At 61.7% G+C, this 24526-nt stretch carries 18 protein-coding genes and 6 tRNA genes; 17 read left to right on the top strand and 7 right to left on the bottom strand.

Going from position 1 to position 24526, the window contains the following annotated elements:
* Positions 1–41: 41 nt before the first annotated feature.
* Complete coding sequence (locus tag ACG0Z6_RS09480) at positions 42–812, bottom strand: IclR family transcriptional regulator (RefSeq protein ID WP_394460728.1); 771 nt, start codon at positions 810–812, stop codon at positions 42–44.
* Positions 813–1150: 338 nt separating this feature from the next.
* Between ACG0Z6_RS09480 and ACG0Z6_RS09475 the strand changes: the two genes are divergently transcribed.
* A complete protein-coding gene (locus ACG0Z6_RS09475; RefSeq protein ID WP_394460726.1) occupies positions 1151–2131 on the top strand; it encodes a TIGR03790 family protein in 981 nt (326 codons plus the stop codon).
* A gap of 32 nt (positions 2132–2163) precedes the next feature.
* Here the strand turns inward: ACG0Z6_RS09475 and hpnE are convergent, their stop codons facing one another.
* The 3 genes from hpnE to hpnC are packed head-to-tail and all read right to left on the bottom strand — an operon-like array spanning position 2164 to position 5164.
* Complete coding sequence (hpnE, locus tag ACG0Z6_RS09470) at positions 2164–3462, bottom strand: hydroxysqualene dehydroxylase HpnE (RefSeq protein WP_394460724.1); 1299 nt, start codon at positions 3460–3462, stop codon at positions 2164–2166.
* Complete coding sequence (gene hpnD, locus ACG0Z6_RS09465) at positions 3462–4310, bottom strand: presqualene diphosphate synthase HpnD (RefSeq protein WP_394460722.1); 849 nt, start codon at positions 4308–4310, stop codon at positions 3462–3464. Before hpnD ends, hpnE begins: the two co-directional genes overlap by 1 nt.
* Positions 4307–5164 (bottom strand): squalene synthase HpnC, encoded by an 858-nt coding sequence (gene hpnC / locus ACG0Z6_RS09460; RefSeq protein ID WP_394460720.1) that lies wholly within the window; start codon positions 5162–5164, stop codon positions 4307–4309. The genes hpnD and hpnC overlap by 4 nt, the downstream gene beginning before the upstream one ends.
* A 149-nt stretch (positions 5165–5313) precedes the next feature.
* Here hpnC and ACG0Z6_RS09455 point away from each other — a divergent pair.
* The 10 genes from ACG0Z6_RS09455 to ACG0Z6_RS09410 all read left to right on the top strand — a co-directional run bounded on the left by ACG0Z6_RS09455 (position 5314) and on the right by ACG0Z6_RS09410 (position 12274).
* A tRNA-Leu gene (locus ACG0Z6_RS09455) sits at positions 5314–5400 on the top strand.
* 22 nt (positions 5401–5422) lie between these two features.
* Positions 5423–6733, top strand: a complete 1311-nt coding sequence (gene tig, locus ACG0Z6_RS09450) for a trigger factor (protein ID WP_394460717.1) — start codon at positions 5423–5425, stop codon at positions 6731–6733.
* Positions 6734–6892: 159 nt separating this feature from the next.
* Positions 6893–7501: an ATP-dependent Clp endopeptidase proteolytic subunit ClpP gene (clpP, locus tag ACG0Z6_RS09445; protein ID WP_394460715.1), complete on the top strand. Its 609-nt coding sequence runs from the start codon at positions 6893–6895 to the stop codon at positions 7499–7501.
* 138 nt (positions 7502–7639) lie between these two features.
* Positions 7640–8911 (top strand): ATP-dependent Clp protease ATP-binding subunit ClpX, encoded by a 1272-nt coding sequence (gene clpX / locus ACG0Z6_RS09440; protein WP_394460713.1) that lies wholly within the window; start codon positions 7640–7642, stop codon positions 8909–8911.
* Between the two features lie 120 nt (positions 8912–9031).
* Positions 9032–11461: an endopeptidase La gene (gene lon / locus ACG0Z6_RS09435; protein WP_394460711.1), complete on the top strand. Its 2430-nt coding sequence runs from the start codon at positions 9032–9034 to the stop codon at positions 11459–11461.
* 121 nt (positions 11462–11582) lie between these two features.
* Positions 11583–11658: transfer RNA gene (locus ACG0Z6_RS09430), tRNA-Gly, on the top strand.
* Positions 11659–11749: 91 nt separating this feature from the next.
* A tRNA-Cys gene (locus ACG0Z6_RS09425) sits at positions 11750–11823 on the top strand.
* A 14-nt stretch (positions 11824–11837) separates the two neighbouring features.
* Positions 11838–11913: transfer RNA gene (locus ACG0Z6_RS09420), tRNA-Gly, on the top strand.
* A 60-nt stretch (positions 11914–11973) separates the two neighbouring features.
* Positions 11974–12049 (top strand) — tRNA-Gly (locus tag ACG0Z6_RS09415).
* Positions 12050–12185: 136 nt separating this feature from the next.
* Positions 12186–12274 (top strand) — tRNA-Leu (locus tag ACG0Z6_RS09410).
* Positions 12275–12338: 64 nt separating this feature from the next.
* Here the strand turns inward: ACG0Z6_RS09410 and murI are convergent.
* Complete coding sequence (murI, locus tag ACG0Z6_RS09405; RefSeq protein ID WP_394460709.1) at positions 12339–13226, bottom strand: glutamate racemase; 888 nt, start codon at positions 13224–13226, stop codon at positions 12339–12341.
* Positions 13227–13398: 172 nt separating this feature from the next.
* On the opposite strand from murI, the gene ACG0Z6_RS09400 reads away from it, so the two are divergent.
* The 4 genes from ACG0Z6_RS09400 to ACG0Z6_RS09385 all read left to right on the top strand — a co-directional run bounded on the left by ACG0Z6_RS09400 (position 13399) and on the right by ACG0Z6_RS09385 (position 18022).
* Positions 13399–14148 (top strand): electron transfer flavoprotein subunit beta/FixA family protein, encoded by a 750-nt coding sequence (locus ACG0Z6_RS09400; RefSeq protein WP_394460707.1) that lies wholly within the window; start codon positions 13399–13401, stop codon positions 14146–14148.
* A 39-nt stretch (positions 14149–14187) separates the two neighbouring features.
* Entirely contained in the window at positions 14188–15120 is a 933-nt protein-coding gene (locus ACG0Z6_RS09395) for an electron transfer flavoprotein subunit alpha/FixB family protein (RefSeq protein ID WP_394460705.1), read from the top strand.
* 113 nt (positions 15121–15233) lie between these two features.
* Positions 15234–17036, top strand: a complete 1803-nt coding sequence (locus ACG0Z6_RS09390) for an acyl-CoA dehydrogenase (RefSeq protein ID WP_394460703.1) — start codon at positions 15234–15236, stop codon at positions 17034–17036.
* A gap of 20 nt (positions 17037–17056) precedes the next feature.
* A complete protein-coding gene (locus tag ACG0Z6_RS09385; RefSeq protein WP_394460701.1) occupies positions 17057–18022 on the top strand; it encodes an NAD(P)H-dependent flavin oxidoreductase in 966 nt (321 codons plus the stop codon).
* Here the strand turns inward: ACG0Z6_RS09385 and ACG0Z6_RS09380 are convergent.
* Positions 18016–19599: an ABC transporter substrate-binding protein gene (locus ACG0Z6_RS09380; RefSeq protein WP_394460699.1), complete on the bottom strand. Its 1584-nt coding sequence runs from the start codon at positions 19597–19599 to the stop codon at positions 18016–18018. The genes ACG0Z6_RS09385 and ACG0Z6_RS09380 overlap by 7 nt on opposite strands.
* A 60-nt stretch (positions 19600–19659) precedes the next feature.
* Entirely contained in the window at positions 19660–20013 is a 354-nt protein-coding gene (locus ACG0Z6_RS09375) for a hypothetical protein (protein WP_394460697.1), read from the bottom strand.
* Between the two features lie 294 nt (positions 20014–20307).
* On the opposite strand from ACG0Z6_RS09375, the gene ACG0Z6_RS09370 reads away from it, so the two are divergent.
* Both ACG0Z6_RS09370 and odhB read left to right on the top strand, forming a co-directional pair.
* Positions 20308–23163, top strand: coding sequence for a 2-oxoglutarate dehydrogenase E1 component (locus ACG0Z6_RS09370; RefSeq protein ID WP_394460695.1), 2856 nt, complete (start codon positions 20308–20310; stop codon positions 23161–23163).
* 109 nt (positions 23164–23272) lie between these two features.
* A complete protein-coding gene (gene odhB / locus ACG0Z6_RS09365) occupies positions 23273–24511 on the top strand; it encodes a 2-oxoglutarate dehydrogenase complex dihydrolipoyllysine-residue succinyltransferase (protein ID WP_394460693.1) in 1239 nt (412 codons plus the stop codon).
* Positions 24512–24526 lie beyond the last annotated feature (15 nt).

The raw sequence follows: 24526 nt of genomic DNA, 5'->3' as shown, positions 1-24526 counted from the left end.
TCGACGCGAGCCCCCCCCCAATCTGCCCGGCAGTGCTGCGCTCAGTGCCCTGCGTAGCCTAGGGACGCAGAAATTCTGGCAGCTGTCTCCTTGAGCTTGGGAAGCCATGCCTCTTCGAGACGATCCGCAGGGGCCGAGATTGACAAACCCGCGATCAGTTTGCCTTGATCGTCAAATATGCCTGCTGCCATGCAGCGCACTCCCAGCTCCAGCTCCTCGTCGTCCCGCGCGATGCCGCGTTGGCGAACGCTAGCCATCTCACGTTCCAACCTGGTCAAGTCCGTCAAGCTGTTGCGAGTGTGGCCCGCCAGTCCGGTGCGTGTGGCATACGCGCGTACGCGCTGAGGATCGTCGCTGGCCAAGAACAACTTGCCTACAGAGGTGAGATGCAATGGGGCTCTGCCACCGACGGCGCGAACCACCTGCATGCCCGAGCGCTCGCTGTAGGTGCGTTCGATGTAGACGATTTCGTCGCCTTGGCGCACTGAGAGATTGACCGGCTGCATGGTGAGTTTGTGCAACTCGCGCATGGGGCCAATAGCGGCCTCACGCACGTCAAGGCGCGCCTTGACCAGATTGCCAAGCTCCAGCAAACGCATGCCGAGTCGGTAGCTCCCGGCTTCGGGGCGGTCAACAAAGCGCCCCAAAGTCAAATCGTTCAGTATTCGGTGCGCAGTTGAGGGGTGCAGACCGGTGGCTTCGCTGATCTGCTTGAGCGACACTGGATCCTGATGCCTTGCCAACACGTCAAGTAGTGTGAACATTCGCTCGAGTACCTGAATGGCGGGGGTCTGTAATTCTGTTTTTTTCATAGAGTTACAGCGTGTAAGTATGGGAACTATTTTGCATCGCGAAATTTGCTCTGCATTGTTGCGCGTTGCTTGAAGGCTGCACCGTGGAAACGATTTCACAACGAGAAATGAATGCCAACTTGATGTCAGCTCCTCGTGGCGTTCGCCGCAAGGCAAGCGCCCTGGTCTTTCTCGGGGTTGTGTTGCTCTTTTGTAACATTCTGGCGCTGGCTCAATCCCCCGGAGTAGTGACCCCATCTGCAGCATCTGCCCCAGTTGCTGGAGTTCCATCGGGCGTGGCGGCGTCAGCGCCGGATGCGGCCAGGGCGCAGCAGCAATTGCCGCGCGTGAGGGGGCGGTTGTTGCCAGCGCAAATCGGACTGGTCATCAATACATCAGACCCCTACTCAGTGCAGGTCGGCGAGTACTACCAAAAGCAACGCAAACTTTCCGAGCGGCAGGTGTTGCGGGTGAGCTTTCCTGCCAAGCCTGTTCTGAGTGCCGCAGAATTTGAGAAGCTGCAGGCTGATTTGCGGGCCAAGCTCGGGCTTGAGATTCAGGGCTTGGCGCTGGCCTGGAGCAAGCCCTATGCTGTGGAGTGCAACTCCATCACTTCAGCACTCGCTCTGGGGTTTCAGCGCGAGCTGTGCGAGGCCAGTTGCAGCCCCAGCAAGCCTTCGCCCTATTTCAACTACTGGGGGCATAGGCCTGCGCAAGACTTGGGGCTGCGTCCTTCCATGCTGTTGGCGGCGCCAACGGTGGAAGGGGCTAAGGCGCTGATTGACCGTGGCTTGGCGTCCGACTCAAGCCTGGCCGGGCAATTCGCGGGCAACGTCAATGTCTACTTGGAGACAACATCGGATGCCGCGCGCAGCGTACGCAGCTCTCTGTTCCCGGAGCACGGCGCCCGCTTGCGGCGCATGACGGTGCAGCGTGTGATCGCCCAAAACCCGCCGGGCCTGGAGCAGATGCCGCGCACCCTGATTTACCTCACGGGTGCTACGCATGTGGCAGGCCTGAACAAAATCGATTGGCTGCCGGGTGCACTCGCTGATCACCTGACTTCGGCCGGCGGTGTTCTGGATGCCAACACCGCTGCGGGTGAGCAGATGAGCGCTTTGGCATGGATTGAGGCAGGGGCGACGGCCAGCCATGGCACGGTGTCTGAGCCCTGCAATCACTTGCAGAAATTCCCGCATCCCCAGGTGCTGATGGTGAGCTATGTGCAAGGGGCTACGGCGCTGGAAACCTATTGGCGCAGTGTGGCTTGGCCCGCGCAGAGCGTGTTTGTTGGCGACCCACTGGCGGCGCCGTTCGCGCCCACCCCCGCGCCGTTCTGAGTGCACAGGCGCGCATGCGCTTTGGCGCTTGGCTAAGTGCTCAGTTCTGCGTGAAGGTGACGAGCGGCACTCAGGCCGCTCCTGACTGCGCCCTCCAGTGTGGCTGGGTAGGGTCCTTGGATGTAGTCGCCAGCCACAGCCAGCCCCTTGGGTCCTGGCTGCCCGCTAGGCCGCTGTAACTGCGGTGTGCAGGCAAAGGTGGCTCGCTTTTCGCAAATGGACTGAACCACCCTGACGTCCAGCGGCCATCCGAGTTGTCGATGCAACTGCAGGACTACGGCCTGAGCGCAGTGGTTCAGGCCGTCCTCCATCCAGCCGGATGCGCCGCTAACCACCGCGCTGAAAAGCCCTGGCTTGTGGCCGATCTGCCCCAAGTCAAAGAGGAATTGTGCCGGTGCGTCAGGCCCCTCATGGAGGGCCAGCATGGGTGCCGGCAGCTGTGCCCCAGGCCGCTCCAGGTACACCGTGACGATGGGCTCAAAACTTAGCGCCGCACACTCCTCGCCCCATTGCGGGCAGAGGGTGTGAAGCAGCGCTGCTGCCTCGCTGCTGCTGCAGGCCAGGATGAGGCCGTCGGCCTCAAACGGCCCCTGGCTGGTCTCTGCGACCCAGGCTTTGTCGGCGGCATGCCGACTTAGGGCCAAGACGCGTGTGCGGGTGTGCAGCTGTGCGCCTTGTACTTGCAGCCAGCGTGTTGCAGGGTTGGGTAGCAAGTCGGCCAAAGAAACTTTGGGTAGCAGCAAATCCGAGCCACCACGTACCGTCAAGAGTGCGTCGCGCAGCACGCGCAAAAAGACTTGTGCGCTGGCGCGATCAGCCGGCGTGTTCAGCGCTGCCACACATAGCGGCGCCACAAATTCAGACCAAGCCAGCGAATCCATGCCTTGGCATAGCTGCTGCACCGTCCAATCACTGGGGCATTGAAAACCGCGCAAACGCCAAGACAAGGCGGTGCGCAAGAGGCTGATGCGGGTGCGCCAGGGCCAATGTTGGGCCCAGAGGAGGCCTGCCAACAATGCCAGCGAGGGCGACCATCCTGCAGGGAGTTGCAGGCGTGGGCCGTCGGAGTAATGCAGCACAAGGGGTTGGCGGAGAAATGCTTGCGCCTCCGAGACGCCCACGCGCTGCATGAGGCGCAGGGTTTCCTGATAGGCGCCGATGAGAATGTGCTGGCCGTTGTCCAGTCCGCCGTCGGCGAGGCTGCGGGCTCTGCCGCCAAGCTGTGGGGCAGTTTCCAGCAGGGTGACCGCCAAGCCCAGTTCACAGCATTGCACGGCAGCGGCCAAGCCAGCCCAGCCGCCGCCCACCACAATCACCGAGCGCTTGGGCATCAGCGCCCGCGCCAGTTGGTGCGCATGGCAATCCAGAGTTTGCGCAGCGGTGTCAGGCCAATGCGCTGGTGCAGCACGCGAAACTGCTCGGCTTCGATTTCTTCGAGCAAGGTTCGGTAGATGTGCGCCATCATGAGGCCGGGCTTTTGGGTGCGACGGTCGCATTGCGGCAGCAGGGCGAGCGCTTCGTCGTAGAGCGCGTGGGCGCGCTGTGCTTGAAACTGCATCAGCTGCTCAAATCGATCGCTGTAACCCCAAGGGGACTCGCGCATCAGCAGCTCATTGGCCTTCACGCCAAAGCGTTGCAGTTCATTGACGGGCAGGTAGATGCGTCCGCGCCTGGCGTCTTCGCCGACGTCGCGAATGATGTTGGTCAGCTGTAGGGCTTGGCCCAGCTTGTGCGCGTAGGCGAGGGTTTGCTCGCTTTGGCGGCCAAAAATATTGCAGGCCACTTCCCCCACCACGCCTGCCACCAGGTGGCAATAGCGCTGCAGGTTGGCAAAGTCTAAGTAGCGCGTCTGCTCCAGATCCATCTGGCAGCCTTCGATGACTTGAAGCAGGTGCTCGGCCTGAATCTGGTAGAGCGGGCAGTGCGGCATCAGCGCGCGCATCACGGGGTGCTCTGGGCGGCCCTCAAAAGACTGCAGCACCTGGGCGCGCCACCAAGCCAGCTTGGATGCCGCGACGCTGGGGTCGCTGGTCTCGTCCACCACATCGTCCACTTCTCTGCAAAAGGCATAGAAAGCGGTGATGGCAGCGCGGCGCGGCGGCGGCAGGAAAAGAAAGGCGTAATAAAAGCTTGAACCGCTGCGCGCTGCTTTGGTCTGCACGTATTGTTCAGGCGTCATGCGGGCTCCTGGGCGGTGAGGGCGGTGGTTGCAGGCATGCGCCCAGCGCGCCACAGCAGCAAGGGCCAATCCCACGTCGAGAGGGTTGGGCGTTGGAGCAAAGCGGCGAATTGCATGTTCTCGAGTTTGTCCAAAATTCGCAGGCCGCCTTGTACCACCAAGCGCAGTTCCCAACCGACACGCCCGCCCAGCTGCAATGGCAGGGATGCGCCCTCGTGCATCAGTGCTCGGGCCCAGTCGCACAGGTCTTTGATCAGTGCTCGCGCGGCCGGGCTGTCGCGCAAGCCGATGAGCTCCGGTGCCGTGACGCCGTGGCGTTGCAGGTCTTCCAGCGGGGCATAGAGGCGCTGACGCGGCCCATCGACACTCAAGTCCTGCCAGAAGTTGATGAGTTGCAGCGCGCTGCAAATGGCGTCCGATTGGCGCAGTGAGGCGGGGTCCTTCACCCCCCAGAGGTGCAGCAGCAGGCGGCCCACCGGGTTGGCTGAACGGCGGCAGTAGTCGAGCACCTCCGTGCGGCTGGCGTAGCGATGGACGAGGAGGTCTTGCTCGAAAGCGTCGAGCAAGTCCTCAAGCAGCGCAATCGGCCAGTGTCTACGGGCATGGCTGGCTGTCAGCGGGGCGAACACATCTTGAGTCCACGGGCCTTCGGGCTGGCCGCCGCTCAAACACAGGCGCAAGTCTTGACGGTAGCGGCGCAAGGCCTCTTGCCGTGTTTGCGTTGAAGCCTCGCCTTCATCGGCCAAATCGTCGGCCGTGCGGGCGAATCGGTACAGCGCCATCACGTCCGCCCTTTGGGCAGGCGGGCACAGCCATGAGGCGACCGGAAAGTTTTCGTAGTGCTTGGAATTCACGCCCGCGATTGTGGCCTCGGAATGTCCTGTGTAAGCCGCTACAATCTCCGGTTTGCCGAATCGCAGCAGCACTGCAGCGATGCTTGAGGGGCCATGAGCGATGTTGCCGTGGCTTTGGGGAGCGTCAGCCGCAGTCTGCCCAACCCAAAGCGCGGGTGGCGAAATTGGTAGACGCACCAGGTTTAGGTCCTGACGCCTTCACGGGCGTGCCGGTTCGAGTCCGGCCCCGCGCACCATCTCAACTGCTCAGAGTCCACTATGGCTGTCACCGTCGAAACTCTCGAAAAGCTCGAACGCCGCATCATCCTCACGCTGGCGGCCGCTGACATCAACAGCGAAGTCGAGACCCGGCTGAAGAAGCTGGCTCGCACCGTCAAGGCTGACGGTTTCCGTCCCGGCAAGGTGCCGATGTCCTTCGTGGCCCAGCGCTACGGCGCTTCCGTGCAATACGAAGTGGTGAACGACCAACTCGGCGAAGCCTTCTCCGCTGCGGCCAACGAGGCCAAGCTGCGTGTGGCTGGCATGCCCCGCATTGCTCAGAAGGACGAGTCCGCTGAAGGTCAGCTGTCGTTCGAAGCCACCTTCGAGGTCTACCCCGAAGTCAAGATCGGTGACCTGTCTGCCGCTGAAGTCGAGCGCGTCAGCAGCGATGTGACCGAAGAAGCTATCGACAAGACCGTCGAAATCCTGCGCAAGCAGCGCCGCAGCTTTGCCCAACGTGGCGCTGCAGACGCCGCTCAAGATGGCGACCGCGTCACCATCGACTTCGAAGGCAAGATCGACGGCGAAACCTTCCCTGGCGGCAAGGCTGAAGCTTTCCAATTCCTGCTGGGCGAAGGCCAAATGCTGGAAGCCTTTGAAAAGGCCGTGCGTGGCATGAAGGCTGGCGAGTCCAAGACCTTCCCGCTGGCTTTCCCTGAGGACTACCACGGCAAGGATGTGGCCGGCAAAGAAGCCGACTTCCTGGTGACCGTCAAGAAGATCGAAGCCCAGCACCTGCCTGAAGTTAACGACGCATTTGCCAAGGGCCTGGGTGTCAAGGACGCCACCATCGAAGCACTGCGCGCTGACATCCGCAAGAACCTCGAGCGTGAAGTGAAGTTCCGCGTGCTGGCCCGCAACAAGGCCGCGGCCATGGACGCCCTGGTGGCCACGGCTGAACTCGACGTGCCCAAGGCGCTGGTCGAAGGCGAAGCCGAGCGCATGGTGGCTGCGGCTCGTGAAGACCTCAAGAAGCGTGGCATGAAGGACGCCGACAAGGCGCCTATCCCCACCGAGATGTTCTCGGCCCAAGCTGAGCGTCGCGTGCGTCTGGGTCTGGTGGTGGCTGAGTTGGTCAAGGCCAACAATCTGCAAGCCAAGCCCGAGCAGCTGCAAGCTCACATCGAGGAAATCTCGCAAAGCTACGAGAAGCCTGCTGAAGTGGTGCGCTGGTACCTGTCCGACCGCCAGCGCATGGCTGAAGTCGAAGCCGTGGTGATTGAGAACAACGTCACCGAGTTCGTGCTGGCCAAGGTCAAGCTCACCGACAAGGCCCTGGGCTTTGACGAGCTGATGGCTGCCGCTTGATGGCGCCAGCTGACCCGGTGCGCAGCAGTTTGTTGCGCCTGGGTTAACGCCCAGAGGGCGCCGAGCCGAGAGGCGGGCGCCCTTTTGACGTTTTATTGCCGGATCGTAGGTGGCCGGGTCCGGCCACATAATGCTTGCATGTGTTGATCAGAGGAATATATGAGCGCGCTGGATACAAGCAATTTGGGCATGGTCCCTATCGTCATCGAGCAATCGGGCCGCGGTGAGCGCGCCTATGACATCTACAGCCGACTGCTGCGCGAGCGCATTGTGTTTCTGGTCGGTCCCGTCAACGACGCCACAGCCAATTTGGTGGTGGCCCAGCTCTTGTTCCTGGAGAGCGAGAACCCGGACAAGGACATCTCGCTCTACATCAACTCGCCCGGCGGCAGTGTTTCGGCGGGGATGTCGATTTTCGACACCATGAATTTCATCAAGCCTGACGTCAGCACCCTGTGTATGGGCATGGCGGCAAGCATGGGTGCGTTCTTGCTGTCGGCTGGAGCCAAGGGCAAGCGTTTTGCGCTACCGAACTCCAAGATCATGATTCACCAGCCTTTGGGCGGCGCCCAAGGGCAGGCCACGGACATCGAGATCCACGCCCGCGAGATCTTGAAGACGCGCGACCAGCTCAACCGCATCCTGGCTCAAAACAGCGGGCAGCCGCTGGAAAAAATCCAAGCCGACACCGAGCGCGACTACTTCATGTCTGCGCAAGAGGCCCAGACCTATGGGCTGATTGACCAGGTGGTCGATAAGCGCGGCTGACGTATCGGCAGCACCGAACTCCTCTTTTTGAGTCTCCCAACAGGGCGGCTAAGGGCCTTCTTTTTCCAAGGGGAGGAGTCTCGGTACATGAACTATCATCATTGCAGGCACCTTGCCTGAGAACTACGCAGCACACCCATGGCCGACAAAAAAGGCAACTCCAGCGAAAAGGTCCTCTACTGCTCGTTCTGCGGAAAGAGTCAGCATGAGGTCAAAAAACTGATCGCTGGGCCCTCTGTATTCATCTGCGATGAGTGCATCGAACTGTGCAACGACATCATCCGCGATGAAGTGCCTGCGGACACGCCAGCCAGCCGGGCCAGCAAGTCAGACCTGCCCGTGCCCTCTGAGATCAAGGCAACGCTAGATCAGTACGTGATTGGCCAGGATGTTGCCAAGCGGACGCTCTCCGTGGCGGTCTACAACCACTACAAGCGCTTGCGTCATGGGGCGGAAGTCAAGGATGGCGTCGAGCTGTCCAAGAGCAATATCTTGCTCATCGGCCCCACGGGTTCGGGCAAGACCCTGCTGGCGCAAACGCTGGCACGGGTGCTCAACGTCCCCTTCGTGATTGCCGACGCCACCACGCTGACCGAAGCCGGCTATGTGGGTGAGGATGTCGAGAACATCATCCAGAAGCTGCTGCAGAACTGCAATTACGACGTCGAGCGTGCCCAGCGTGGCATTGTGTACATCGACGAAATCGACAAAATTTCCCGCAAGGCGGACAACCCCTCCATCACCCGCGACGTGTCGGGCGAGGGCGTTCAGCAGGCACTGCTCAAGTTGGTGGAAGGTACTTTGGCGTCTGTCCCACCCCAAGGTGGTCGCAAGCACCCCAACCAAGACTTTTTGCAGATCGACACGACCAACATTCTGTTCATCTGCGGCGGCGCGTTTGACGGTTTGGAGAAGGTCATCCAGAACCGATCCGAAAAGTCGGGCATCGGCTTTGGTGCTTCGGTCAAGAGCAAGAGTGACAAGCGTGTCTCCGACCTGTTCCGCGAGGTTCAGCCTGGCGACATCATCAAGTTCGGCCTGATCCCCGAGCTTGTCGGACGCCTGCCCGTGGTGGCGGCGCTCAACGAGCTGACCGAAGACGCGCTCGTGCAAATCCTGACCGAGCCCAAGAACGCGCTCGTCAAGCAGTACCAGCAGCTCTTTGCCATGGACGGCGTGGAGCTGGAAGTGCGCCCGACTGCGTTGGCTTCTATCGCCCGCAAAGCGCTGGAGCGCAAGACCGGCGCCCGTGGTCTGCGCTCCATCATGGAGCACTCGCTGATCGATACGATGTTTGAACTCCCGTCGATGGAGGGCGTCTCGAAAGTGGTGCTGGACGAACACAACATCGAAGAAGACAGCAAACCCTTGTTGGTGTACCGCGATAGCAAGGCCAAGGCGAGCGCCTAATGGCCATCTGTCGCAGCTTGAAGGGCAGGGCGTGGTTCTGAGTCAGCCTGCATTTGCGCGCTGCGCACCTTGAAATTTTTGAGCTCAGTCCTCACATGGGACTGAGAAAGAGAGGTTTTCATGTCTGGTCATCCCCTGCTGCCCGCGGAACCTGTCACGCTGCCGCTTTTACCGCTGCGCGATGTGGTGGTGTTTCCGCATATGGTGATCCCGCTCTTTGTCGGGCGCCCCAAATCCATTCGCGCACTGGAAGCAGCGATGGAGGCTGGGCGGCAAATCATGCTCGTGGCCCAAAAGGCCGCAGGCAAGGACGAGCCCAAGCCCGACGATATGTTCGAGATGGGTTGCATCTCGAGCATCTTGCAAATGCTCAAGCTGCCCGATGGCACGGTCAAAGTGTTGGTGGAGGGCCTGCAGCGTGCGAGCACGCGCAAGATCACTGACGCCGAAGAGCATTTCTCAGCCGAAGTGCTGCCCATCTTGCCCGTGAGCGATGAGCTGCCCGAGGTCGAGGCGCTGCGCCGCGCTGTGACGCAACAGTTTGACCAGTACGTCAAGCTGAACAAAAAGATCCCGCCCGAAATCCTGACCTCCATTGCCGGTATCGACGATGCGGGCCGGCTGGTGGACACGATTGCGGCGCACCTGCCCCTCAAGCTTGATGCCAAGCAGGCCGTGCTGGACTTGTCCGATGTGGCCAAGCGCTTGGAAAAGCTGCTGGATCTGCTGGAGCACGAGGTCGACATCCTGCAGGTGGAAAAGCGCATCCGTGGCCGCGTCAAGCGGCAGATGGAAAAGAGCCAGCGCGAGTACTACCTCAATGAGCAGGTCAAGGCCATCCAAAAGGAATTGGGTGACGGCGAAGAGGGTGCAGACCTCGAAGAGCTGGAGAAGAAAATCCAGGCCGCCCGCATGACCAAAGAGGCGCGCAAAAAGGCCGAAGGTGAGCTCAAAAAGCTCAAGCTGATGTCGCCCATGTCGGCTGAGGCCACCGTGGTGCGCAACTACATCGACACCTTGGTCAATCTGCCCTGGAGCAAGAAGACCAAGATCAAACATGACCTGACCAACGCCGAAGCCGTCTTGAACGAAGACCACTTTGGTCTGGAGAAGGTCAAAGAACGCATCTTGGAATATCTCGCGGTGCAGCAGCGCGTCGACAAGGTCAAGGCGCCGATTCTTTGCCTGGTCGGCCCCCCTGGCGTGGGCAAGACCTCGCTGGGTCAGTCGGTGGCGCGTGCGACCGGGCGCAAGTTCGTCCGTATGGCGCTGGGTGGTGTGCGTGACGAGGCCGAGATCCGCGGTCACCGCCGCACCTATATCGGCTCCATGCCGGGCAAGGTGCTGCAGTCTCTGACCAAGGTGGGCACGCGAAATCCGCTCTTCTTGCTCGATGAAATCGACAAGCTGGGCATGGACTTCCGCGGCGACCCGTCATCGGCGCTGCTGGAGGTGCTCGATCCGGAGCAGAACCACACTTTTGCTGACCACTACATCGAAGTCGATTTCGACCTCTCCGATGTGATGTTTGTGGCCACGTCCAACTCGCTCAATATTCCGCCGGCACTGCTGGATCGCATGGAAGTCATTCGTCTGTCCGGCTACACGGAAGACGAAAAGGTTTCGATTGCGCAGCGCTACCTGCTGCCCAAACAGCGCGGCAACAACGGCGTGAAGGACGAGGAGCTGGAAGTCACCGAAGGTGCCATTCGCGGCGTGATTCGTTACTACACCCGCGAAGCTGGCGTGCGCTCGCTCGAGCGTGAGATCTCCAAGATCTGCCGCAAGGTCGTCAAAGGCTTGCAGCTCAAGACTTATGTCGAGAAGGTCGTTGTGACTGAGGACAACCTCAACGACTTCCTGGGTGTGCGCAAGTTCGACTTTGGTCGCGCCGAGAAGCAGAACCAGATCGGCCAAGTGGTGGGTCTGGCGTGGACGGAAGTTGGTGGCGACTTGCTCACCATCGAGGCCACGGCTTTGACCGGCAAGGGCAACATCATCCGCACCGGCTCCTTGGGCGACGTCATGAAGGAGTCGGTCGAGGCTGCACGCACCGTGGTGCGCTCGCGCGCACGGCGCCTGGGCATCAAAGACGAGCTCTTTGAAAAGCGTGACGTGCACGTTCACGTGCCCGATGGTGCTACGCCCAAAGATGGCCCTAGCGCAGGCATTGCCATGACCACGGCTTTTGTCTCGGCGTTGACGGGCATTCCGGTGCGCGCCGATGTGGCCATGACGGGGGAGATCACGCTGCGAGGCGAGGTCACCGCCATTGGCGGCCTCAAGGAAAAGCTGCTGGCAGCCCATCGTGGGGGTGTCAAAACCGTGCTGATCCCTGAAGAAAACGTCAAGGACCTGCAGGACATTCCAGAGAACGTCAAAAACCAGATGGAGATCGTGCCGGTGCGCTGGATCGATCGCGTTCTGGAAGTGGCGCTGGAGTCCGCACCTCAGCCCCTGCCTGATGAGGAAGTGGCCGTGGTTGCGACCGCTGAGAAGGTCGCGGCTGAGCCTGTCTCCACGGACAAGGCAGATTCTTTGAAGCATTGAGCCAAAAACTCTTGCGCGGACGCCAAAAAACGTTCTATACTCTCGGCTTCAGCGCAGACGAGCTGCAGAAAGCGGAAACGCAATATGCTGCTAGATTGTGCTGACGTTCGAGAGAATGTATGCGGGAATAGCTCAGTTGGTAGAGCGCAACCTTGCCAAGGTTGAGGTCGCGAGTTCGAGCCTCGTTTCCCGCTCCAGGTTCTTGAAAGGGAGGCCCCGGCTTCCCTTTTTTATCGAAGCGGAAAATTTGATTTTCTGTTTCGTACAGAATCCCGTCCAGGATTCTGGGGCGCGATAGCAAAGCGGTTATGCCCCGGATTGCAAATCCGGTTAGTCCGGTTCGACTCCGGATCGCGCCTCCAAAAATACGGACAATGCGGGAATAGCTCAGTTGGTAGAGCGCAACCTTGCCAAGGTTGAGGTCGCGAGTTCGAGCCTCGTTTCCCGCTCCAAATTCATACCATCAGGTATGGCTCTCTGCTGAATACTCAGCGGTGATCTGTACCGGCGACGCGGGAATAGCTCAGTTGGTAGAGCGCAACCTTGCCAAGGTTGAGGTCGCGAGTTCGAGCCTCGTTTCCCGCTCCAAATTCAAAAAGGAAGCTGCTAGCTTCCTTTTTTCTTTTCTGGTTGGTATTGCGGTCTCAGGCGCAGTGGTCCTGCGCTGATCGCAGGTTGCGCAATAATGCGGCCGACATTTGGCGCAAGGCCATCTCAATGCGACGCCTGGGTGGTGAAATCGGTAGACACAGCGGACTTAAAATCCGCCGCCCGTAAAAGGGTGTACGGGTTCGAGTCCCGTTCCAGGCACCAAAACTGAATCTCCAGAAGTGTTCTGGCTGTGTCATGTCGCAAAGCGTTCGTGTCTAGTCAGGTGTTATCGGGCATAGAGCGAGCCGCCACCGTCCAAAGCCTGTGTTTTGATGGGGGTAGCTCCTCCTGCCAGATGTGGCAGCACGCGGTGAGCCATGGTGTCCAGCACAGCGGTGTTGCCGGTGCTCCAGAGTTGGATGCGGCTATTCACTGGCCAATCGGGATGTTGGGTCTGCCATTGAAGCCAGAGCTTGTGGGCTTGCCGAGCGACGGCGTCTTCAACGTTCAGAAGCTGCACGTGAGGCCCCAGTTGCGCCTGGATCAGCGTCTGCACGAGCGGGTAATGGGTGCAGCCTAGCAGCACGGTGTCCACTTGGGCTTGGGCGAGGGGCTGGCAGTAGCGCTGAATCAGCGCGTCCAGTTCGGGACTGTCGACGCCCTTGGCTTCGATGAGATCCGCCAGTCCCACGCAGGCCTGCTCGACGATTTGCGTCTGCGCGCCGTGCGTCTTTCGCAAAGCCAGGTACCTTGGGCTGGCCAGCGTGGCGGCAGTTGCCAGTACGCCGATGCGTCCATTTTTACTGGCCTGCACCGCGGGTTTGATCCCGGGCTCCGTACCGACAAAGGGCACTGCCGGCCAGCGCTGGCGAAGCCCTTCAATGGCATGAACCGTGGCGGTGTTGCAGGCCACCACGATGAGTTGAGCTCCCTGCTCCAACAGCGTTTCACACAGAAGCATGCTGCGCGCGAGGATTTGGTCAGCAGGCTTGTCGCCATAGGGCGCGTGGGCGCTATCGGCGATGTAGTGCACGCCCACACTGGGCAGTTGCAGGCGCAGGGCGCGCAGCACGGATAGTCCACCCAAGCCCGAATCGAAGACACCAATGCTGGCCGCGGGGCGCTCAATCCCCCCCTCAAGCACGGGGTTTGGTGAAGTTTGTTGCCACGTCATGGGGCGGCAGTCTAGACGCTGGCATCGCTTCGTGGCACTCTATAAATAGAACGATCGTTCGTTTTTGTTTCGGGAATTTCCGGCGCAATCCCGAGATGCACCGGGCGGGGACGCGAATGCAGGCCCGTAGAATCCGATTAACGTTTACGTCAATCCGCTTTGGAGTGCTTCGATGAAGGTATTGGTTCCTGTCAAACGTGTTGTCGACTACAACGTCAAGGTTCGCGTCAAGAGTGACGGTACTGGCGTGGATGTCGCCAACGTCAAGATGTCGATGAATCCGTTTGACGAAATCGCCGTGGAAGAGGCTGTTCGTCTCAAGGAAAAGGGCGTCGTCACCGAAGTCGTGGCTGTTTCCTGCGGCGTGACGCAGTGCCAGGAAACCCTGCGCACGGCCATGGCCATCGGTGCAGACCGCGCCATCCATGTGCTGACCGATGTGGAGCTGCAGCCCCTGGCTGTGGCCAAGATCCTCAAGGCCCTGGTGGACAAAGAGCAACCGCAGCTGGTGGTTTTGGGCAAGCAGGCGATTGACGACGACTGCAACCAGACCGGCCAAATGCTGGCGGCGCTGACTGGCCTGCCCCAGGGTACTTTTGCCTCCAAGGTCGAAGTGGCCGACGGCAAGGTGGCCGTGACACGCGAAGTCGACGGCGGCTTGGAGACCGTGTCGCTGAGCTTGCCCGCGGTGGTGACGACCGACTTGCGCCTGAACGAGCCGCGTTACGTGACGCTGCCCAACATCATGAAGGCCAAGAAAAAGCAGCTCGACACCGTGACGCCCGCTGACCTGGGTGTGGACGTGGCGCCGCGCATCAAAACGCTGAAGGTGGAAGAGCCCGCCAAGCGCGGTGCGGGTGTGAAGGTGCCGGATGTGGCCACCCTGGTGAACAAGCTCAAGACAGAAGCCAAGGTCATCTGAGGCCCTTGTTTCGTCCATTCAGTATTCGGAGATCGTTTCATGAGCGCACTTGTTATTGCGGAACACGACAACCAGTCGATCAAAGCCTCCACCTTGAACACCATCACGGCTGCTGCGGCCTGTGGTGCGCCTGTCCACGTGCTGGTGGCTGGCCATAACGCAGCGGCTGCTGCGGCCGCGGCGGCCCAAATTGCTGGTGTGGCCAAGGTGCTGCACGCTGATGCAGCCCATCTGTCTGACGGCTTGGCCGAGAACCTCGCCGCCCAGGTGGTGGCCCTGGCCGCTGGCCACACCCACATCCTCTTTCCGGCAACGGCTTCGGGCAAAAACGTGGCGCCTCGCGTCGCGGCCTTGCTGGATGTGGCGCAGCTCAGCGATGTCACCAAGGTGCTCTCGGCTGACACCTTTGAGCGCCCCATCTACGCGGGCAACGCCATTGCTACCGTGCAGTCGGGCGATGCGGTGAAGGTCATCACCGTGCGCACCACGGGTTTTGATGCGGCACCAGCTGCCGGCGGCAGCGCCCCAGTGGAGAGCGTTGCCGCCGTGGCTGACAGTGGCAAGAGCCAGTTTGTGGGCCGCGAAGTCACCAAGAGCGACCGGCCTGAGCTGACCTCGGCCAAGATCATCGTCTCGGGTGGGCGCGCCCTGGGTTCTTCGGAGCAGTTCGACGCCGTGCTCACACCGCTGGCCGACAAGCTCGGTGCGGCGCTGGGTGCATCCCGCGCGGCTGTGGACGCGGGCTACGCGCCCAACGACTGGCAGGTGGGTCAAACCGGCAAGATCGTGGCGCCGCAGCTCTACGTGGCGTGCGGCATCAGCGGTGCCATTCAGCACTTGGCGGGCATGAAGGACTCCAAGGTCATCGTGGCCATCAACAAAGACCCCGAAGCCCCCATCTTCTCTGTGGCCGACTATGGCCTTGAGGCGGACCTGTTCGCCGCTGTTCCGGAGCTGGTGAACAGCCTTTGAGTGCCATGCCCGCATGAGCGGGCCCACCGCCGAGCACACCGCAGTGAATCGGTAACACCCAAAGGCGCCGCTGCTTGAGTCGGCGCCTTTTTTCCATCTGAGGGAGTCAAAGAATGAGCTATCGCGCCCCCGTCAAAGACATGCTCTTCAACATGCGAGCCTTGGCAGGTTTGCAAATGTTGTCCGAGCAAATCCCGGACTTTGCTGACCATGGCTTGGACACCGCGCAGGCCGTGCTGGAAGAAGCCGCGCGCCTGAACGAAGACGTGATTGCCCCGCTGAACTGGACGGGCGATCAGCAGCCATCCAGCATGGTGCAGCCGGGTCAGGTGAAGACCACGCCAGGCTTCAAGGAGGCGTTTGCTCAGTTCTCACAAGGCGGCTGGCAAGGTCTGCAGCATCCGGTGGAATTTGGGGGGCAGGGCTTGCCAAAAACCATTGGCACGGCTTGTGCAGAGATGGTCAACGCAGCCAACCTCAGTTTTGCTCTGTGCCCTTTGCTGACGGATGGCGCTATCGAGGCGCTGCTGGTGGCTGGCAGCGATGCGCAAAAGGCACGCTTCCTGCCCAAGCTCATCAGCGGTGAGTGGACGGGCACCATGAACCTCACCGAGCCACAAGCCGGCTCGGACTTGGCGCAGGTGCGCACGCGCGCCGAACCCTTGGGCGATGGGCGCTACAAAGTCTTTGGCACCAAAATCTTCATCACCTACGGCGAGCACGATATGGCGAGCAATATCGCTCACCTCGTGCTGGCCCGCGTGCCGGGTGCGCCCGAAGGGGTGAAAGGCATCAGCCTGTTCTTGGTGCCCAAATTCCTGGTGAATGACGACGGCAGCCTGGGCGAGCGCAACGATGTGCATTGCATCTCCATCGAGCACAAGCTGGGCATCAAGGCCAGCCCCACGGCCGTGCTGCAGTTCGGTGACAAGGGCGGCGCTATCGGTACGCTCATCGGCGAGGAAAACCGCGGCCTGGAGTACATGTTCATCATGATGAACGCCGCGCGCTTTGCCGTGGGCATTCAAGGTATTGCGGTGGCTGATCGCGCCTATCAAAAGGCAGTGAACTTTGCGCGTGAGCGTGTACAGTCGCGGCCCGTTGATGGCTCTTTGCCGGCTGCGGCTCCCATCATTCACCACCCCGATGTGCGGCGCATGTTGATGGTGCAGCGCGCGCTGGTCGAGGGCTGCCGTGCCATGGCCATCGACGCCGCTGCGGCCTACGACATGGCCAAGCACCATGAAGACGCTGACACCCGTCGCCAGGCACAGGCCTTCTACGAATTCATGGTGCCGCTGGTCAAGGGCTACAGCACCGAGATGAGTTTGGAAGTGACCTCGCTGGGCGTGCAGGTGCACGGTGGCGTGGGCTTTGTCGAGGAAACCGGGGCGGCCCAGTACTACCGCGACGCGCGCATCTTGCCCATTTACGAGGGCACGACGGCCATCCAGGCCAACGATTTGGTGGGGCGCAAAACCCTGCGCGATGGCGGCGCCGTGGCGCGTGGCATTGCCGTGCAGATTGAAGAAACCGAAGCCGCGCTGCGCGCGCACCCCAGCGCTGCGGCTCAATCCATTGCGCAAGCGCTGGCGCACGCGCGTCAGGCCTTCCTGGATGTGGTCGCCTTCTTGGTGGAGAACGGGCGTCAAAACCCCAATGCCGCCTACGGGGCTTCCGTGCCCTATCTGCTGCTGGCTGGCAATCTCATGGCGGGGTGGCAATTGGCGCGCTCGCTGCTGGCGGCGCACGACATGCTGCAAGCCGACCCCACGGCGGACACAGCCTTTTTGCAAGCCAAGATTGCCACAGCGCACTTCTATGCCGAGCACATCCTGCCGCGAGCACTGGTGCAGCGCGACAGCGCCGTGCAGGGCGGCGACAGCCTGATGGCTTTGGCCCTGGACCAATTCTGACCACTCACGGAGTCATCACCATGGCCCTTCCTGCTTTGTTCAAACGCCTGCAGCTGCCGGTCGTTGCGGCCCCCATGTTCATCATCAGCACACCGCAGCTGGTGGTGGCGCAGTGCAAAGCGGGCATCGTGGGCTCCATGCCTGCGCTCAACGCCAGGCCGGCTTCGCAGCTGGAGGACTGGCTGGCGGAGATCACTGAGAGCTTGGCCGCGCACGACCGCGCTCACCCCGATCGACCCGCAGCGCCTTTTGCCATCAACCAGATCGTGCACAAGAGCAACGATCGGTTGGAGCAGGACATGGCCGTGTGCGCGCGCTTCAAGGTGCCGCTGGTCATCACCTCGCTGGGTGCGCGCGAGGACGTGAACCAAGCCGTGCACAGCTGGGGCGGCTTGGTGCTGCACGACGTGATCAACAACCGCTTTGCGCACAAGGCCGTAGAGAAGGGCGCTGATGGGCTGATCGCCGTGGCGGCTGGGGCCGGTGGGCATGCGGGCGTGAAAAGCCCGTTTGCGCTGATTCAGGAAATCCGCCAGTGGTTCCAAGGCCCGCTGGCGCTCTCCGGCGCGATTGCCAGTGGCGATGCCATTTTGGCAGCGCAGGCCATGGGGGCGGATTTGGCCTATATCGGCTCGGCCTTTATCGCCACCGAAGAGGCCCGCGCGGCGCAGGCCTACAAACAGATGGTGGTGGACAGCGACAGCGACGACATCGTCTACACCAACCTCTTCACGGGCGTGCATGGCAACTACCTGCGTGGCTCCATCGTGAATGCAGGAATGGACCCCGACCAACTGCCGCAGAGCGACCCCAGCCAAATGAACTTTGGCAGCGCTGCGGCGGCCAAGGCCTGGAAAGACATCTGGGGTTGCGGGCAGGGCATAGGCAGCATCACGCGTGTGCAGCCCACGGCCGAGTTGGTGAGCCAGCTGCTCAGCCAGTACCAGGCGGCTCGGCAGCGCCTGGCACTGGCCTCGCCTTATTGAACGCTGGTGAAGCGCCCTTCGGGGCGGTCGTCTGAGCGGTGCGGGGTTTGCACGTTCTTCTTCATCACCCAGGGGCGGACCTGGTGGTGAATGGGGACGAACAGCACCTCATCCCGCACATGGCTCAGGCCCTCGCGCAGCAGTGCGTTGCGCTTGGCGACATCGCCCTCCACCTTGGCTGAGTCGATGATCTTGTCCAGCTTGGCGTCGCTGATGCGGAAGTAGTTGCCGCTGCCGTCGGCGCCGCCGCTGCGGGTGCGAGCCAAGGCCTGAAGCGTGTAGAGCGCGTCGTAGGTGGGCACGCCCCAGCCGTACAAGAAGAGCTGGTATTCAAAGGCCTGAAGCTTGGGGCTGTAGATCGAGAACTGCTCGGCCTGCAGCTTGGCTTTGATGCCCACCTTGCTCCACATCGAGGTCACTGCCAGGCAAATTTCTTCGTCGTTGACGTAGCGGTTGTTCGGGCAGTTGAAAGGCACTTCAAAGCCGCTGGGGTAGCCGGCTTCGGCCAGCAGCTTCTTGGCGCGCTCAGGGTCGGCCTTGGTGGGGATGTCGATGTCCGGGCTGTTTCCGTTCACCCCCGGCGCCACCATGATGCCCGCGGGCATGGACAGGCCACGCATGGTGGCACGACGGATGGCCTCGCGATCAATGGCCAGCGACAAGGCTTCGCGCACGCGCTTGTCCTTGAAGGGGTTTTTGCCCTGCACGCTGGAGTTCTTGAGCTGATCGCTGCCCTGGTCCATGCCGATGAAGATGGTGCGAATCTCGTTGCCTTCGACCACCTGCAGCTTGGGGTCAGACTTGAGCCGCGCCACGTCCTGCGTCGGGATGTCGGTCAGCAGGTCAATGTCGCCCGACAGCAGCGCCGCCACGCGGGTGGGGTCTGACTTGATCGGGGTGTAAATCAGTTCGTCCACATTGCTGGCGTTTTTGGCGTCCCACCAGTCCTTGTTTTTCACCATGGTGACGCGCTGGTCAGGCTGCCAGCCGGTGATGCGGTAGGGCCCCGTGCCATTGGCGCTGCGCGTGGCCACGGTTTCTTCTTTGGCTTTGACGTCGGGCAGGTTCAACGCCTTGTTTTTCTCAGCCCAGGTTTTGCTCATCATGCGGAAGTCCACGATGACGCGCAGCAGGATGGGGTTGGGTGCTGCCAGCAGAAAGTCCACCGTGTGGCTGTCGACTTTCTTGACCTCGGTGATGCCCGCCACAAAGGGGTGCATGGTGCCGTTGGGCTGCTTGATGCGACCAAAGGAGAACACCACATCGTCGGCGGTGAAGGGCGAGCCGTCGTGGAATTTCACGCCCTTGCGCAGCTCAAAGCGCACCTGGGTGGGGCTGATGTAAGTCCACTTCGTGGCCAGCGCGGGCTCGACTTGGTAGGACTTGTTGTAGCGCGTCAGCCCCTCGTAGGCGTGCTGGGAGATGGCGTTGGTGGCGTTGTGGTTTTGAGAATGCGGGTCTAGCGTCAGGATGTCGTTCTGTGCGGCCCAGCGCAGCGACGTTGCATGCGTACTGGCGGCGGCTGCGATGAGGCTCAAGCTCAACAGCAGAGCGTGAAACTTGCGTGAGGGGGGCATGCAAAAACTCCTCTTGGTCTTGGGAGTCTGCATGCTAGCCACCTGCTGCGCGGTCCATGCCTATGACTTGTCCGTAGCCTGTTCGCTCTGTAAGTCTGCGTCGCAACCTATGCCCGCGGCAATCCAACGCCTTGCCACGGCGACCAGGACTTGGTTCAAAAACTCAGGCATGGGCCAGTGCGCAGGCCAGCCCAGGGCCTGCCAAGGCTGGCTGAGCATGCCGCAGCGGTAAAGCCGCTCGGGCTCGCTCCAGCGCAGTGCTGTGCAGGGCCCGTGCCAGCGGCGACTGGCCAGCCCGCCCAAGGGGCAGGGTTCTGACAAACAGCAAAGGCCGCAGCCATTGCAAGCGGCCCCGGCGGGTGGCTTGGGCGGAGCTTCGCTGTGGATGTGGACGATCCGGGCTGGTGGGCGCATGGGCTGGCACTGTAGCGCGCACCCTGACGGCGCTTAGCGCCAAATAGACCGGCCTAAAGCAGGAAATCCTTGAACAAAACCCAGGTTTTGGTGGGTTGAAGCGGGGGGCTGGCGGGTTGGTGCGAGCAGGCATCGGTGCTACAGTCCGCCACTTGTGATTGTCCAGGTCCTTCCCGTCCCCTTTTTTGGCAGCAGCGAAAAGGCGGGTCGCAATCCGCCAACCGGTCAAGCCGTGTCGCGGAAGGTTTTCCAACCAGCCAACAGCCCTGGGTACCGGGGCAATAGGTGAGCGAAATGATGCAGCAATACAGGTCGAACTCGTACCTGTTCGGGGGCAATGCCCCTTACGTCGAGGAAATGTACGAAGCCTACCTCGACAACCCAGGCTCGGTACCCGACAACTGGCGCGCCTACTTCGATGCCCTTCAGCATGTGCCAGCCACCGATGGCTCGGACGCGCGCGACGTGGCCCACGCGCCAGTGATTGAATCCTTCGCGCAGCGCGCCAAGGCCAACGCCCTGGGCAACAAAGCCTCCAGCGCCGATCTGGCCGTGGCCCGCAAGCAAGTCCACGTGCAAAGCCTGATTGCGGCCTACCGCACGCTGGGCAACCGTTGGGCGGAACTCGATCCCCTCAAGCGCGGTGAGCGCCCCAAGATTCCCGAACTCGATCCGGCGTTCTACGACCTGTCCGAGTCCGACATGGACATCACCTTCTCGGCCGCCAACTCCTACTTTGGCGGCGAGACCATGACGCTGCGCCAGATTCTGCAGGCGCTGCGTGAAACGTATTGCTCCTCCATCGGCGCTGAGTTCATGCACGGCTCCGATCCGGCCGAAAAGCGCTGGTGGCAAGAACGCCTGGAAAAGCAGCGCGGCAAGCCCAGCTTCACGGCGCAGGAAAAGCGCCGCATCCTGGACCGTCTCACCGCCGCTGAGGGCCTGGAGCGCTACCTGCACACCAAGTACGTGGGCCAAAAGCGCTTCTCGCTGGAAGGTGGCGAGAGCTTTATCGCGGCCATGGATGAAGTCATCCAGCGTGCTGGCGCCAACGGCGTGCAAGAAATCGTCATCGGCATGGCCCACCGCGGCCGCCTGAACGTGCTGGTCAACACCCTGGGCAAGATGCCCAAGGACCTGTTCGCTGAGTTCGAGCACAAGGCTTCCGAAGACCTGCCTGCAGGTGATGTGAAGTACCACCAAGGTTTCTCCAGCGACGTGACCACCCCTGGCGGCCCCGTCCACCTGAGCCTGGCCTTCAACCCCTCGCACCTGGAAATCGTCAACCCCGTGGTGGAAGGCAGCGTGCGCGCGCGTCAAGACCGCCGTGGTGACAAAGAAGGCGCTCAAGTGCTGCCCGTGCTGGTGCACGGCGACGCGGCCTTTGGCGGCCAGGGCGTGGTGCAGGAAACCCTGTGCATGGCGCAAACGCGCGGCTACCGCACCGGCGGTACCGTGCACATCGTCATCAACAACCAGATCGGTTTCACCACCAGCGATCCGCGGGACCTGCGCTCCACGCACTACTGCTCGGACGTGGTGAAGATGATTGAAGCGCCGGTGCTGCACGTCAACGGCGACGATCCCGAAGCCGTGGTCTGGGCCACTCAGCTGGCCATGGACTACCGCACGGCCTTCAAGAAGGACGTGGTGATCGACATCATCTGCTTCCGCAAGCTGGGTCACAACGAGCAAGACACCCCAGCGCTGACGCAGCCGCTGATGTACAAAAAAATCGCGGCTCACCCCGGCACGCGCAAGGTCTACGGCGACAAGCTGGTGGCCCAGCAAACCCTGGCCGCCGACGAGCCCGACAGCATGGTCAAGGCCTACCGCGCCGCCATGGACGAAGGTCGCCACACCGTTGACCCGGTGCTGACCAACTACAAGAGCAAGTACTCCACCGACTGGTCGCCCTTCCTGGGCAAAAAGTGGACGGACGCCTGCGACACCGCTGTGCCCCTGGGCGAGTGGAAGCGCCTGGCTGAGCGCATCACCACGCTGCCGCAGGACTTCGCGGCCCACAACCTGGTGCAAAAGCTGCTCAACGACCGTGCCACCATGGGCCGAGGCGAGATCAATGTGGACTGGGGCATGGGCGAGCACATGGCCTTCGCCTCGCTGGTGGCTTCGGGCTACGCTGTGCGCCTCTCGGGCGAAGACTGCGGCCGTGGCACCTTCACACACCGTCACGCCGTCATTCACGACCAGAACCGCACCACCTGGGACGAAGGCACCTACATCCCGCTGCAAAACGTGGCGGAAAACCAGGCGCCGTTCACCGTCATCGACTCCATCCTGTCCGAAGAGGCGGTGCTGGGTTTCGAGTACGGCTATGCAGCCGCAGAGCCCAACACCCTGACCATCTGGGAAGCCCAGTTCGGCGACTTCGTCAACGGTGCTCAGGTCGTGATCGACCAGTTCATCGCCTCCGGCGAAGTGAAGTGGGGCCGCGCCAATGGCCTGACCATGATGCTGCCGCACGGCTACGAAGGCCAAGGCCCTGAGCACAGCTCGGCTCGCCTGGAACGCTTCATGCAGCTGGCCGCGGACAACAACATGCAGATCGTGCAGCCCACCACGGCGTCGCAGATCTTCCACGTGTTGCGTCGCCAGATGCTGCGCATGTTCCGCAAGCCCTTGGTCATCATGACGCCCAAGAGTCTGCTGCGTGCCAAGGACGCAACCTCGCCGCTGTCTGAGTTCACCAAGGGCAACTTCCAAACCGTCATCGGTGAGGCAGACGCTCAGGTGCAGGCCGACAAGGTCAAGCGCGTGGTGGTGTGCTCGGGCAAGGTGGTCTACGACCTGCTGCGCAAGCGCGAAGAGAGCAAGGCCCACGACGTGGCCATCGTGCGCGTCGAGCAGCTCTACCCCTTCCCGCACAAGGCTTTCGCCGCTGAGCTCAAGAAGTACCCCAACGCCACGGAAATCGTGTGGTGCCAGGACGAGCCGCAAAACCAAGGTGCTTGGTTCTTTGTGCAGCACTACATCCACGAGAACATGTCCGCAGGGCAGAAGCTGGGTTATGCCGGCCGTCCCGCGTCGGCATCTCCGGCCGTGGGCTATGCCCACCTGCACCAAGAGCAGCAAAAAGCGCTGCTGGAGCAGGCCTTCGCCAAGCTCAAAGGTTTTGTGCTGACCAAGTAAGCAGACGAGGACGTGCGTGCACCGCCGTGCCGCCGACCGCAGCCAGCCGTGCTGCGGTCGCCCCCGGTGCCAGCGTCCGGTTTGAACTCACACCGAAAGAACACACATCATGGCTATCGTTGAAGTCAAAGTCCCCCAACTCTCCGAATCCGTTGCCGAAGGCACGCTGCTGAACTGGAAGAAGAAGCCCGGTGAAGCCGTGGCTGTGGACGAAATCCTGATTGAAATCGAGACCGACAAGGTCGTACTCGAAGTGCCCGCGCCCAGCGCTGGCGTGCTGGCCGAGACGCTCAAGGACGGCGGTGCTTCCGTCGTGAGCGAGGAAGTCATTGCCCGCATCGACACCGAAGGCAAGGCTGGTGCTGTGGCCGCCGCTGCACCTGCAGCCGCCCCTGCCGTGGCTGCCGCTCCGGCTGCTGCCGCCAACAAGGGTGATGTGGCCATGCCCGCCGCCGCCAAGATCCTGGCCGAGAAGGGTCTGCAAGCCACCGATGTGGCCGGCACCGGCAAAGACGGTCGCGTGACCAAGGCCGACGCCCAAGGCGCCTCGGCCAAGCCCGCAGCTGCCCCTGTGGCCGTGCCCGTGCCTGCTGCTGTGGCCAAGCCCCTGCCGGCCGTGGCCGCCCCTGTGGCGCAGAACCTGGGTGACCGCCCCGAGCAGCGCGTGCCCATGACACGTCTGCGTGCTCGCGTGGCCGAGCGCCTGGTGCAGTCGCAATCCACCAACGCCATCCTGACCACCTTCAACGAGGTGAACATGGCGCCCGTGATGGAGATGCGCAAGAAGTTCCAGGAGAAGTTCGAGAAGGAACACGGCGTGAAGCTGGGCTTCATGTCCTTCTTCGTGAAGGCGGCTGTGCACGCCCTCAAGAAGTACCCTGTGCTCAACGCCTCGGTTGACGGCAACGACATCGTCTACCACGGCTTCTTCGACATCGGTATCGCCGTGGGTTCGCCCCGTGGTCTGGTGGTGCCCATCATCCGCAACGCCGACCAGCTCAGCTTTGCCGACATCGAGAAGAAGATTGCCGAATTCGGCGCCAAGGCCAAGGAAGGCAAGCTCTCCATCGACGAGCTGACCGGCGGCACCTTCTCCATCTCCAACGGCGGCACCTTCGGCTCCATGCTGTCGACCCCCATCATCAACCCGCCGCAATCGGCCATCCTGGGCGTTCACGCCACCAAGGACCGTGCCGTGGTCGAGAACGGTCAAGTGGTGGTGCGCCCCATCAACTACCTGGCCATGTCCTATGACCACCGCATCATCGACGGCCGCGAAGCCGTGCTGGGCTTGGTGGCCATGAAGGAAGCCCTGGAAGATCCTGCACGCCTGCTGTTTGATATCTAAGCGGCCCCTGCAACG

Origin of the sequence: Roseateles rivi (genome assembly GCF_043555845.1) — a bacterium.
Classification (GTDB): domain Bacteria; phylum Pseudomonadota; class Gammaproteobacteria; order Burkholderiales; family Burkholderiaceae_C; genus Roseateles; species Roseateles rivi.
The sequence above is the reverse complement of the archived record's forward strand: the minus strand, read 5'-3'. Positions and strand labels throughout refer to the sequence as shown.

Excerpts from the sequence above, each read along its gene's own strand:
- ACG0Z6_RS09480 (WP_394460728.1), bottom strand. The coding sequence starts at position 812 with ATGAAAAAAACAGAATTACAGACCCCCGCCATTCAGGTACTCGAGCGA.
- hpnE (WP_394460724.1), bottom strand. The coding sequence starts at position 3,462 with ATGCCCAAGCGCTCGGTGATTGTGGTGGGCGGCGGCTGGGCTGGCTTG.
- hpnD (WP_394460722.1), bottom strand. The coding sequence starts at position 4,310 with ATGACGCCTGAACAATACGTGCAGACCAAAGCAGCGCGCAGCGGTTCA.
- tig (WP_394460717.1), top strand. The coding sequence starts at position 5,423 with ATGGCTGTCACCGTCGAAACTCTCGAAAAGCTCGAACGCCGCATCATC.
- clpP (WP_394460715.1), top strand. The coding sequence starts at position 6,893 with ATGAGCGCGCTGGATACAAGCAATTTGGGCATGGTCCCTATCGTCATC.
- clpX (WP_394460713.1), top strand. The coding sequence starts at position 7,640 with ATGGCCGACAAAAAAGGCAACTCCAGCGAAAAGGTCCTCTACTGCTCG.
- lon (WP_394460711.1), top strand. The coding sequence starts at position 9,032 with ATGTCTGGTCATCCCCTGCTGCCCGCGGAACCTGTCACGCTGCCGCTT.
- murI (WP_394460709.1), bottom strand. The coding sequence starts at position 13,226 with ATGACGTGGCAACAAACTTCACCAAACCCCGTGCTTGAGGGGGGGATT.
- ACG0Z6_RS09400 (WP_394460707.1), top strand. The coding sequence starts at position 13,399 with ATGAAGGTATTGGTTCCTGTCAAACGTGTTGTCGACTACAACGTCAAG.
- ACG0Z6_RS09395 (WP_394460705.1), top strand. The coding sequence starts at position 14,188 with ATGAGCGCACTTGTTATTGCGGAACACGACAACCAGTCGATCAAAGCC.
- ACG0Z6_RS09390 (WP_394460703.1), top strand. The coding sequence starts at position 15,234 with ATGAGCTATCGCGCCCCCGTCAAAGACATGCTCTTCAACATGCGAGCC.
- ACG0Z6_RS09385 (WP_394460701.1), top strand. The coding sequence starts at position 17,057 with ATGGCCCTTCCTGCTTTGTTCAAACGCCTGCAGCTGCCGGTCGTTGCG.
- ACG0Z6_RS09380 (WP_394460699.1), bottom strand. The coding sequence starts at position 19,599 with ATGCCCCCCTCACGCAAGTTTCACGCTCTGCTGTTGAGCTTGAGCCTC.
- ACG0Z6_RS09375 (WP_394460697.1), bottom strand. The coding sequence starts at position 20,013 with ATGCGCCCACCAGCCCGGATCGTCCACATCCACAGCGAAGCTCCGCCC.
- ACG0Z6_RS09370 (WP_394460695.1), top strand. The coding sequence starts at position 20,308 with ATGATGCAGCAATACAGGTCGAACTCGTACCTGTTCGGGGGCAATGCC.
- odhB (WP_394460693.1), top strand. The coding sequence starts at position 23,273 with ATGGCTATCGTTGAAGTCAAAGTCCCCCAACTCTCCGAATCCGTTGCC.